The 11,665-nt window shown below is 24.6% G+C and carries 13 protein-coding genes and 1 tRNA gene; 11 read left to right on the forward strand and 3 right to left on the reverse strand.

Annotated features, from left to right (window positions below):
• Window positions 1–38 precede the first annotated feature (38 nt).
• The 7 genes from lplA to Bpudo544_RS01835 all read left to right on the forward strand — a co-directional run bounded on the left by lplA (window position 39) and on the right by Bpudo544_RS01835 (window position 7,184).
• On the forward strand, window positions 39–1,055 hold the full coding sequence (gene lplA / locus Bpudo544_RS01805; RefSeq protein WP_500825031.1) for a lipoate--protein ligase: 1,017 nt from the start codon (window positions 39–41) through the stop codon (window positions 1,053–1,055).
• A gap of 350 nt (window positions 1,056–1,405) precedes the next feature.
• A complete protein-coding gene (locus tag Bpudo544_RS01810) occupies window positions 1,406–1,786 on the forward strand; it encodes an iron-sulfur cluster assembly accessory protein (protein WP_500825033.1) in 381 nt (126 codons plus the stop codon).
• Between the two features lie 15 nt (window positions 1,787–1,801).
• Complete coding sequence (sufB, locus tag Bpudo544_RS01815; RefSeq protein WP_500825034.1) at window positions 1,802–3,292, forward strand: Fe-S cluster assembly protein SufB; 1,491 nt, start codon at window positions 1,802–1,804, stop codon at window positions 3,290–3,292.
• A 72-nt stretch (window positions 3,293–3,364) separates the two neighbouring features.
• The gene (gene sufC / locus Bpudo544_RS01820; protein WP_500825036.1) at window positions 3,365–4,105 is read left to right on the forward strand and encodes a Fe-S cluster assembly ATPase SufC; all 741 of its coding nucleotides are present in this window, start codon (window positions 3,365–3,367) and stop codon (window positions 4,103–4,105) included.
• A complete protein-coding gene (locus tag Bpudo544_RS01825; RefSeq protein WP_500825037.1) occupies window positions 4,089–5,381 on the forward strand; it encodes a SufD family Fe-S cluster assembly protein in 1,293 nt (430 codons plus the stop codon). The genes sufC and Bpudo544_RS01825 overlap by 17 nt, the downstream gene beginning before the upstream one ends.
• Complete coding sequence (locus Bpudo544_RS01830) at window positions 5,362–6,621, forward strand: SufS family cysteine desulfurase (RefSeq protein ID WP_500825039.1); 1,260 nt, start codon at window positions 5,362–5,364, stop codon at window positions 6,619–6,621. Before Bpudo544_RS01825 ends, Bpudo544_RS01830 begins: the two co-directional genes overlap by 20 nt.
• Before the next feature lie 71 nt (window positions 6,622–6,692).
• A complete protein-coding gene (locus tag Bpudo544_RS01835) occupies window positions 6,693–7,184 on the forward strand; it encodes a SufE family protein (RefSeq protein ID WP_500825041.1) in 492 nt (163 codons plus the stop codon).
• 74 nt (window positions 7,185–7,258) lie between these two features.
• Here the strand turns inward: Bpudo544_RS01835 and Bpudo544_RS01840 are convergent, their stop codons facing one another.
• Complete coding sequence (locus Bpudo544_RS01840) at window positions 7,259–7,495, reverse strand: LPP leucine zipper domain-containing protein (protein ID WP_500825042.1); 237 nt, start codon at window positions 7,493–7,495, stop codon at window positions 7,259–7,261.
• 144 nt (window positions 7,496–7,639) lie between these two features.
• Window positions 7,640–7,713: transfer RNA gene (locus tag Bpudo544_RS01845), tRNA-Val, on the reverse strand.
• 260 nt (window positions 7,714–7,973) lie between these two features.
• Between Bpudo544_RS01845 and Bpudo544_RS01850 the strand changes: the two genes are divergently transcribed.
• Window positions 7,974–8,621 carry a riboflavin synthase subunit alpha gene (locus Bpudo544_RS01850; protein ID WP_500825043.1) on the forward strand — a complete coding sequence of 216 codons (648 nt, stop codon included), beginning with the start codon at window positions 7,974–7,976 and terminating at the stop codon, window positions 8,619–8,621.
• Between the two features lie 79 nt (window positions 8,622–8,700).
• Entirely contained in the window at window positions 8,701–9,033 is a 333-nt protein-coding gene (gene grxD / locus Bpudo544_RS01855; RefSeq protein WP_500825044.1) for a Grx4 family monothiol glutaredoxin, read from the forward strand.
• A 37-nt stretch (window positions 9,034–9,070) separates the two neighbouring features.
• Here grxD and rnt read toward each other — a convergent pair whose 3' ends face one another.
• Window positions 9,071–9,751, reverse strand: coding sequence for a ribonuclease T (gene rnt / locus Bpudo544_RS01860; protein WP_500825046.1), 681 nt, complete (start codon window positions 9,749–9,751; stop codon window positions 9,071–9,073).
• 481 nt (window positions 9,752–10,232) lie between these two features.
• Between rnt and slyA the strand changes: the two genes are divergently transcribed.
• The gene (gene slyA, locus Bpudo544_RS01865) at window positions 10,233–10,667 is read left to right on the forward strand and encodes a transcriptional regulator SlyA (protein WP_500825047.1); all 435 of its coding nucleotides are present in this window, start codon (window positions 10,233–10,235) and stop codon (window positions 10,665–10,667) included.
• A 247-nt stretch (window positions 10,668–10,914) separates the two neighbouring features.
• Window positions 10,915–11,565 carry a pyridoxamine 5'-phosphate oxidase gene (gene pdxH / locus Bpudo544_RS01870; protein WP_500825049.1) on the forward strand — a complete coding sequence of 217 codons (651 nt, stop codon included), beginning with the start codon at window positions 10,915–10,917 and terminating at the stop codon, window positions 11,563–11,565.
• The last annotated feature ends 100 nt before the right edge of the window (window positions 11,566–11,665 follow it).

An 11,665-nucleotide genomic window follows, 5' to 3' on the forward strand; every position in this document is an offset into this window, starting at 1 on the left:
ATTTAAAAAATAATATATCAATAAACATAGGAACAATTATGCCATCTTTACGATTGTTAATTTCTAACTCTTATAATCCATGGTTCAACCTATCTTTAGAAGAATATATATTTCAAAATATGGATCAAAATCAATCTATATTATTTTTTTGGAGAAATCAAAATGCAGTAGTTATCGGCAGAGCTCAAAATGCATGGAAAGAATGTAATACCCGACGCATGACTCGAGATGGAATTAAATTAGCTCGAAGATATAGCGGTGGAGGAGCTGTATTTCATGATTTAGGTAATACTTGTTTTACTTTTATGTCTACTCAACCTAATTACAATACGAACATATCCTTTGATATTATTTTAGACGGATTAAATAATTTAGGAATTAAAGCTATGATTTCCGGAAGAAATGATATTACTGTAAATACAAAAAAAGGACAACACAAAATTAGTGGATCTGCATATCGTAAAACCATTGATCGTCAATTACATCATGGTACTTTACTTTTAAATGTAAATCTTAATAAATTAACTTATTATTTAAATCCAGATTCTAAAAAATTAAAAAGTAAAGGTATTTCTTCTATAAAATCAAGAATAATCAACCTAAACGAATTAAGGCTAAATATTAACCATGAAGAGGTTTGTCACACCATACAAAAATCTTTTTTTAAATACTATAAAACGACTGCACTACAACCAGAAATAATCTCTATAAATGATTTTAATCATATAATAGATTTTTCTAAGCAATTAAATAAACAACGTAGTTGGGATTGGAATTTTGGTAATACCCCATTATTTACTCATCAATTGGATAATAGATTTGTCTGGGGTGGAGTAGAATTACATTTTGATATTGAAAATGGAATAATTAAGCGAACTCATATTTTTACTGATAGTTTAGATCCAGATCCACTAGAAGAATTAGCAAAAAAATTAATAGGAATACCTTACAACATTGTAAATATAAAAAATTGTTGCACAGAATGGATAAAAAATTGGACTCAATTAAAAGAATTAGAAGAAGTGAAATGTTGGTTAATAAATAGTATTATTTAATTAATACAAGATATTAACATCACTAAAATATCAAATAATAAAAATAAATATGACATGATATCTTAGCCACTATTATTGGATAATAATACAATAATTAATATATTAATTAAAAATATATAATTTAGAATTTTGTAAAAATATATATAATATATTTCAAGTATGATTAATTTTTGTTGTTTAATTGTATAATATAATTGTTCACAATACATATAAAATTATTTATTTTTGTAACATTCATAAAATTTAAAAAAATATTATATAATTTAATTAATAAAAATATCTTTATACATAAATATTAACTATAATTTTTTACATGAATTAAATTTAATTAATTAAAATAGGTGGGTATAATGACAGACACTATGGTATATAATAAATTTTCTAAATCTAACACATCTATTTGCTGGAAAGGAATTAAATTAACAGATTCTGCAATAAAACAAATTCTAAAATTAATAAATAAAGAATCAAATGTTTTAGGGTTAAAAATAAGCATTAAAAAATCAGGATGTGCTGGATTAACTTACCAATTAAACAAAGTATTTTCTCCAGAAAAAGATACTATAATTTATGAACGTAATGGAGCTAAAATATTTATTCCAATAAACATCATGCCTATTATTGATGGAACAGAATTAGATTATATTAAAGATGGATTAAATTATTCGTTCAAATTTAATAATCCTAAAGTTCAATTTTATTGCGGATGTGGAGAAAGTTTTAGTATATAAATAGGTATAATAATTATGTCAAATAAATGTTCTTCTAATATACAGAATATCAATCAAAAATTAAAACGTGAAAATAATATATATAAAGAAGGATTTTTTACAAAATTAAAAAGCGAAGAATTTGATACGGGGATTAATGAAAATATAATTCGAGCTATCTCCAAAAAAAGATTAGAACCAGAATGGATGTTAAAGTTTAGATTATCAGGATTTCATGCATGGAAAAATATGAAAGAACCACATTGGTTAAAAGGACATTACGATAATTTAGATTACAATTCTTACAGTTATTATTCTGCTCCTATTTGCACAACAAACGATCAATTTAAACAAAAAAATCATTCAAAGAACAAAAAATCTAAATATTTAAATAAAGAAGTAGAACAAACATTTAATAAATTGGGAATACCAATTAATGATGAAGGAAAAGTTGCGATTGATGCAATTTTTGATTCTGTTTCTGTATCCACAACATTTCGAGATACTCTTTTAAAAAAAGGAATAATTTTTTGTTCTTTGAATGCTGCCATTCATGACTACCCAGATTTAGTACAAAAATATTTAGGATCAGTAGTGTCTTTTAAAGATAATTTTTTTGCTGCATTAAATGCAGCAGTTATGTCTGATGGAACTTTTGTATATATCCCCAAAAATGTACAGTGTCCTATGGAGTTATCTACATATTTTCGAATCAATTCTAAAATTACCGGACAATTTGAACGAACAATCCTAATTGCAGATACAGGAAGCTATGTCAGTTATATTGAAGGATGTTCAGCTCCAGCTCACAATAATTATCAACTTCATGCCGCTGTTGTAGAAGTAATTGTTTTAAAAAATGCTCAAGTAAAGTATTCAACAGTACAAAATTGGTTTTCTGGAAATTCACAAAACACCAAAAACGGTATTTTAAATTTCGTTACCAAACGAGCATTATGTGCTGAAGAAAATTCTAAAATGTCTTGGACTCAATCTGAATCAGGATCTGCAATAACATGGAAATATCCAAGTATTATTCTTAAAGGAAACAATTCCGTTGGAGAATTTTTTTCAGTTGCTGTAACTAATGGTTTTCAACAAGCTGATACTGGAACAAAAATGATTCACTTAGGAAAAAATACTCGTTCTACCATAATTTCAAAAGGAATTTCTATAGGTAATAGCCAAAATACTTACCGAGGATTAGTTAAAATCTTACCAACAGCTTTTAATTCAAGAAACTTTACTCAATGTGATTCCATGCTCATTGGAAATAAATGTGGATCTCACACTTTTCCGAGTATTGAATCACATAATAACACTGCTCAATTGGAACATGAAGCAACAACTTCAAAAATTAGTGATAATCAATTATTTTATTGCAGACAACGTGGAATTGCTGAAGATGATGCTATTTCCATGATTGTTAACGGATTTTGTAAAGATATACTTTCCGAATTACCTTTAGAATTTTCTGTAGAAGCACGAAAGCTATTAGAAATAACTTTAGAACATAGTGTAGGATAAAATAGATTTTAAATCAAAAATAACACATACCTTTATAAAATAAAATTCAATAAATATACAAGGAATAAAGAAGTGCTATTATCAATACAAAACTTAAATGTCAATATTAAAAAAACATGTATTTTAAATAAACTAAATCTAGAAATCAATTTTGGAGAAATACATGTAATTATGGGACCCAATGGATCAGGAAAAAGTACATTATCATCTGTTATATCTGGTCAACCAAATTATATCGTTACTGAAGGAAAAATACTATTTAAAGAAAAAAACTTACTTTTATTAAAACCAGAAGAACGGGCTGGAGAAGGGATTTTTGTAGCTTTTCAATATCCAGTAGAAATTCCAGGAATCAGTAATCAATTATTTTTATATAGTGCTGTTAATGCATTACGAAAATATAGAAAACAACCTACTATAGAACGTTTTCAATTTCTTAATTCTGTTAAAGAAAAAATGAAATTATTAAAAATGCCCGAAGATTTATTATCTAGATCAGTAAATGTTGGATTTTCAGGGGGAGAAAAAAAAAGAAATGATATATTACAAATGATGATGTTAGAACCCACATTATGTATTTTAGATGAAACTGACTCTGGATTAGATATTGATGCTATAAAAATTGTTTATAATGGACTTAATTTATTACGTAATAAAACACGAGCATTTATTATTATTACGCATTATGAAAGAATTTTAGAATATATCAAACCTGATTATGTACATATTTTACATAAAGGTCATATTGTGAAATCTGGAGACTTTACATTAGTTAAACAACTTGAGGAAAAAGGTTATGGTTGGGTATGTTAATGATAGTAAAACACAAGTACTATATCAATGGCGTCAATTATTTAAACAACAACGTAATAACTGTCTTTCTGATTTAGATAATAAATATTGGAAGTGCGTAGAAAAATACAAATCAATAGATGACCTGTATAATCTTAAGAATTATAATTTTTTTGACGAGCTATTGCAATATGATTTTATATTTAATACAAATCCTCAGATAGATATTCCCATATATAACTCTATTAAATTACCTATAGATTGCTATCAATTAGTATTTATTAATGGACAATTTTCTTTTAAATTAAGTGACAAAAAAATTGATCCATGGATATTAAGCATTTATCAAAATTCTAATAAATATAATATATCTAATCCTCCTATTTACCCAACAATGTTCTCATATTTAACTGAATGTTTAAGTGACGTTATTATACATATAAAATTACCTAAATCAACAACAACAAAAAAACCACTGTACTTATTGTACATTAACTTAGGATCTAAAATTCCTAATCAATTAGTTTTATCAAATTCTTATCATTATTTAGAAACAGAGCAAAATACCAACACATCTGTCATAGAACACTTTATTAATGGAAATGAATACAGTTATTTTTGTGGAACTCGAACCTATTTCTCTATAGGAAAACAATCTCAATTTGATCATACTAAATTAATATTTGAAAATAACTCTAGCTACCATATATCGAATCAGGACATTAATCTCAATAAATTTTCTCATGCAAATAGTAAAACTTTTATTATTATAAGTCCTAAATTTTTATCTCATCAAATAAATTCTAAAATAAATCATACACAATCATCTTTATCTTTAAATAGTTTAACCATTTTATTAAATAAAAAAATTGGCAATATACAAACATATTTAGAACACAACAATTTAAATTATGCAACAAGTAAACAATTACATAAAATAATATCAGGTAAAAATAGTACCGGAATATTTCATGGTTTAATTAAAGTTAATAAAAATTCTATAAAAACTGATAGCAAAATGACTAATAATAATTTACTATTAGATAAATCTGCATCGATATATAGTACACCGAAACTTGAAATTTATTCTGATTCTGTTCAATGCGGTCATGGCGCAACTATAGGTTATGTTGATATAGCTCATATTTTTTATCTAAATACACGCGGTATTCCAAAAAAAGATGCAATTAATATGTTAATTTATTCATTTACTATAAACGTTACAAAAGAAATTAAAAATTCATTATTAAGAGATATAATAATAAACAAAATTCATCATGTTTTATCAGGAATTTAATATGACTATCGATTACCCCATAGAAAAAATAAGATCAAATTTTCCTATATTAAATAGTCTAATTAATCAACACCCATTAACTTATTTAGATAACGCTGCTACTACCCAAAAACCTAATATTGTTATTAATACACAAGCTCATTATTATAAACATGAATGCTCTTCTGCTCATAGAAGTGTACACGATTTAAGTATTTTATCAACTGATAATATGGAGAAAACTCGAGCATATATAGCAAGTTTTATTAATGCATCTAAATCAGAAGAAATAGTTTTTGTAAAAGGTACAACTGATGCTATTAATTTAATTGCTAATAGCTGGGGAGATAATTTTATAAATTATGGAGATAATATTATAATAAGCGAAATGGAACATCATTCTAATATTTTACCTTGGCAAGTTTTATCAAAAAAAAAGAAGATTACATTAAATTACATACCATTATTATGTGATGGATCTCTAGATTTATCTAAATTATCAAAATTAATAAATAACCGTACTCGATTGTTATCGATATCACATATGTCTAACGTTTTAGGAATAATTAATCCATTAACTGAAATAATTAATATTGCTCGTGAAAAAAGTAATGCAATAATATTAATAGATGGAGCTCAAGGAATTGCCCATCAAGTAGTAGATGTTCAAAAATTAAATTGTGATTTTTACGTATTTTCTGGACACAAAGTATATGCTCCATCTGGCATTGGAGTAATGTACGGAAAAGAAAAATTATTAAAAAAAATGAATCCATGGATTGTAGGAGGAGGAATAGTTAAAAGTGTTAGTTTAACCCAAAATCCTACGTTTATTGATTCTCCTTGGAAATTTGAATCAGGTTCTTCTAATGTTAGTGGAATTGTAGCTTTAGGTAGTGCCATTAAATACATTAATTCTATAGGTATAGAAAATATTTTTAAACACGAAAATCAATTAATGTCTTATGCAATAAAAACTTTATTAAAAAAAAATTTACATGTAATTTTATATAATAAAAATAATAAATCAAGCATCATGGCTTTTAATGTTAAATCAAATAATTCTTACGATATAGGTACATTGTTAAATCAATATGGTATTGCCATTAGAACAGGACATCATTGCGCTATTCCATTAATGAATCATTTTAAAGTATCTGGCATGTGTAGAGCATCTTTTGCCATGTATACTAATAAAGCAGATATAGATCGATTCATAAACGGCTTAGTTTGTATACAAAATCTACTAGTATGTCAGTAATAAATAAGGAAGGATTGTTATTGTATTTATTAATTTTATCATTTATATTCTATTATTAATACTAATTTAGTATGTTACCTACAATAGACTTTTTATTAAAAAATTTTTGCAGTTGTAGTAATTGGGAAGAGAAATATCTGTATCTCATAGATCTAGGAAAAATGTTACCAACATTCCCTAAAAAATTTCGAAAGGAAAAATATCTAATCAAAAACTGTCAAAGTGATACTTGGATCGTTCTAGTTCCAATTTTTGACAGTATCAATAATCAAAATATTTTTAATAAAAATGAACCCCCTACCGTAAAATTTTATGGAGACAGTAACTCCGCTATAGTTAAAGGAATTATTGCAATAATATTCATTCTATATCAAAATCTAAGTATTACATCTATTTTAGATTTTGATATAGAACCTATATTTAATCAATTAAAATTAAATCAACACTTAACTATGTCCAGATCACAAGGAATAAACTCTATACTAATTTTCATTCGAAATCAATCTAATGACATATTATTATCATTGCCAAACAACAGCATAAAAACTAACAAAATAATTTAAATAAATAATTATTTATCATAAATAAAATTATTCAAATACAATGATATAAAAATATATTTTGAAAAAAATTCTCCTTACTTACGATAAATAGATATTTGGTTATCAAGACGCTTATTAGCTTTATATGCTTCATTTTTAGCTTGTTCTACTTCTGGTTTTAAAACACTAATATTAGTATTAATCTGATCAATTTTAGTGCTTAATTCCTGTATTTCTGAAGATAATTCTGTTACTTTAGTAGTACTTGCACAATTAACTAGAAATACACAACTGAAAGTCATTATGGAATACATTAATATTTTATTATTCATCTTTAATTTATCTCCAAAAACAATAAAAATTAAACTTATTTAACCTATATAAAGTTCATTTAATAAATAAATTAAAAACATAAAGTTGCTAATTTTTTAATTTAAATATTTACTACATAATACTGCAATTTTTATTCTATTATATGCGTTCTAATGGACTCGAACCATCGACCTCTACCATGTCACGGTAGCGCTCTATCCACCTGAGCTAAGAACGCATGTATAACAATACAATAATATACATTTTATTAATAAAAAATATTATAGCTCAGCCCGAAATTATATCACATAATATAATATTGTACTATATTAAATACCAAAATAAATACATAATAATAAATTAATTGTTCTTATATTTAATAAAATTAATAATTCTATATCATAATAACAAAAAAATTAATTTTATTTAATAAAAAAAATCTGTTACACTACAGCATGTATCAATTTTACTAACTAATGTAAAATAAACTTAAAAAATATGTTTTCAGGTATTATACAAACTGTAGTTCCTGTACATAAAATTTATAAAGCAACTCATTTCACAAGATACATAGTTCGATTTCCTATAAATCCTCTTTTCAATGTAACAATTGGTTCTTCTATTTCCAATAATGGATGTTGTTTAACAGTAATTGATATTAATCAAAATTTAATTAGTTTTCACTTAATACATGATACATTAAAACTAACTAATATGAATACATTAGAAATAGGAAATTTAATTAATATAGAAGAATCAATACGTTATAATGAAAAAATTGGAGGTCATTTAATGACTGGACATATTGATGGTACAGGAGAAATAAAAAAGGTAATTAACTCCAAAAAAAATAAAATAATATGGATAAAATTAAATAATAATCACCTTCAAAAATATATAATACAACGAGGATCTATTGGTATAGAAGGAGTAAGTTTAACAATTAATAAAGTATTAAATGATTATATACGTATTTGTTTAACTCCATATACTATAAATCATACCACACTTGGAATAAAGAAAATAGGAAATATAGTAAATATTGAAATTGATTTTATGACTAAAACTATCTCTAATATTGCAGAAAAAATGTTTTTTGATAACTATCTTAAACAAAAAATCAACAAAAACTATCCAAAAAAATAACAAATATTATAATACAAATTAATTAATTGTAGATTTATAACTAACATATATTAAACATAACATAATTGGAAATATAACAATGAACGATACAATAATAAAAATAGAACAACAAATTAAAAAATATCCAATTCTCTTATATATGAAAGGAACCCCACACATATTTAAATGTGGATTTTCTTCAAAAGCTTCTCAGATATTATCTATTTATATAAAATCTTTCACTTATATAGATGTGTTAGTACATGCAGATATTCGATCAACTTTACCAAGCTTTTCTAATTGGCCAACTTTTCCGCAATTATGGATAGAAGAAAAATTAATAGGAGGATTTGATATTATCTCTGATATGCATAAAAACGGCAGTTTAAAGAAAATTATTGATCCAGTGAAAATAAAACATAATCTAATCTAACCAAATTAGAGAAAATAAACAAAATTATATATAATTATTATTTAAATATGTCACTACCTTGATCTACATGAACTCTTGGTAGTGGCCATCCTCCTAATCTTTTCCAAATATTTACTAATTCACAAAATAATATAGCAGTTTTTTCAGTATCATATAATGCAGAATGAGCTTTACTTCGATCAAAAACAATTCCTGCACATTTACAAGCTTTAGCTAACACTGTTTGACCAAACACCAATCCACTTAAAGCAGCAGTATCAAATGTAACAAATGGATGAAATGGATTGACTTGAGTACAAGTATTACTAATACGATCTATTGCAGCCATCACAAAACTATGATCAAAATAAGCGTTATGTGCTACTATTATAGCTCTATGACATTTATGTGTTTTAATGCCTATATGCACCATTTTAAAAATTTCGTTTAAAGCTTTTTGCTCTGTAACTGCAGAACGCATAGGATTATTTGGATCAATTTTATTAAGAGCCAATGCTGCAGGATGCAAGTTGGCTCCAGGAAAAGATTGAATATTAAAATGAAGAGAATTATCTATACATAACCAGCCATCTGCATCCATTTTTAAAGTAATTACTGCAATTTCTAACAAAGCATCTGTATTCGCATTTAAACCTGCTGTTTCTACATCAATAACAACAGGATAAAATCCTCTAAACCTTGCTTTTAAACTATTATTTTTATTGTCTTTATTGATCATATATCATATATCGTATATCATATATTGGCCATACACAATTTTTTTATTTTAATTAAAATTCTTACTTATTTATATTACAACAAAACTATTAATATCGCTTATTTTATTATAACAACTAATTCTTTTATAAAACTCATTATTATCATACTCTAAAGCTTATAAAATATATAAAATAATTAAAATTTTATTTTTAAACATATTATTATTTATTAATAATAAATATTTTTATTTTATTCTAAATAATTAATTTTTATATATTAATACTAATACTATCTAAATTTAAAATAATTATTTATAATAATAAATATATGTTATAATTATATTTTATAAGTTATACCATATATATAATACGTATAATTTAATCATATTTAAAAATATTTGTTTTAAATAAATATTTTTAAATATATCTACATTAACAAATAAAATAATCAAAAATTATTTAATAAGCAATTAAAGTCATTATAAGAAAGGAGAGAATAGATTGGAATCATCATTAGGATCAAATTTAGCTCGTCTTGTTAAAATGTGGCGTACATTAATTGATTATCGATTAAAACCATTAAAACTTACACAAACACACTGGATTACATTATACAATATATATCAACTACCTCCAGATCAATCTCAAATTCAACTGGCAAAAGCTATAGGAATTGAACAACCATCTTTAGTCAGAACATTAGATCAACTCGAGTTGAAAGGATTGATTGTAAGAAATATATGTCCTAATGATCGAAGAGCAAAACGTATTACATTAACCCCCGATGCTAAACCTATCATTGTAAAAGTAAATCAAGTTATTGATACAACCCGAGTTGAAGTTTTCAATGGATTTAGTCATGAAGAAATACAGAAACTCAACAATATTTTATTTAAATTAGAAAAAAACATAATAAATTTATACAATAACTCCTAATTATTTTTGTAATTCATTAAAAATACACTATTTTCATTATTTATTTGCGATACTAAATCATCAACAATACGATATATCATATAAAATAATAAATATATAACATGTCAACAATATACTTAAACAAAATTAATTACAATTTTAATGTATCAATAATTTTATCATATTACTACGTATGTTATAATTAATGCGATATTATTCTCAATAAAGAGAATATTGTATATATAGAATATATAAGATAGTATTAACAATGATAATTAATTTATTTAAAATTTCTCATATAAGAAGAGAATATAATTCAGGAAAACTACATAAATCAAATTTAACAAAAAATCCTATGCATTTATTCTCTAAATGGCTATATGAAGCTTATTTAAAAAAAATACCTGATCCAAACGCAATGTGTGTTGCAACAGTAGATCATACAGGGCAACCATTTCAACGATTAGTATTATTGAAATCTTTTAATAATAAGACGATGATGTTTTTTACTAATTTAAAAAGTCATAAATCTATACACTTAATTAATAATGCTAAAATAAGTTTATGCTTTCCTTGGAATATAATAGATAGACAAGTTATTGTCACAGGTAATGTTAATCAACTTCCAGCAATTAAAGTTTCAGAATATTTCTATACAAGACCTAAAAATAATCAAATTAGTACCTGGGCATCTAAACAATCCTCTGTTATTTCTTCAAGAAGTATATTTGAAAATAAATTTTTAAAATTAAAAAAAAAATACTTAAATAAAACTGTTCCTTTTCCTAAATTTTGGGGAGGATATAAAATCAAAATTAACAGTATTGAATTTTGGCAAGGAGGATCATATCGATTACATGATCGTTTTATATATATAAGACATAAAAAAAAATGGCATATTCACCGACTATCTCCTTAAAATAAATTATTATTATAATAGAATAATATTCTAAGTATTCTCTAGAACAATGTACTATATAATATGCAATTTTGTTTTATTAAATTTTTGTATGGAATAA

It is taken from the genome of Blochmannia endosymbiont of Camponotus pudorosus, assembly GCF_059934925.1.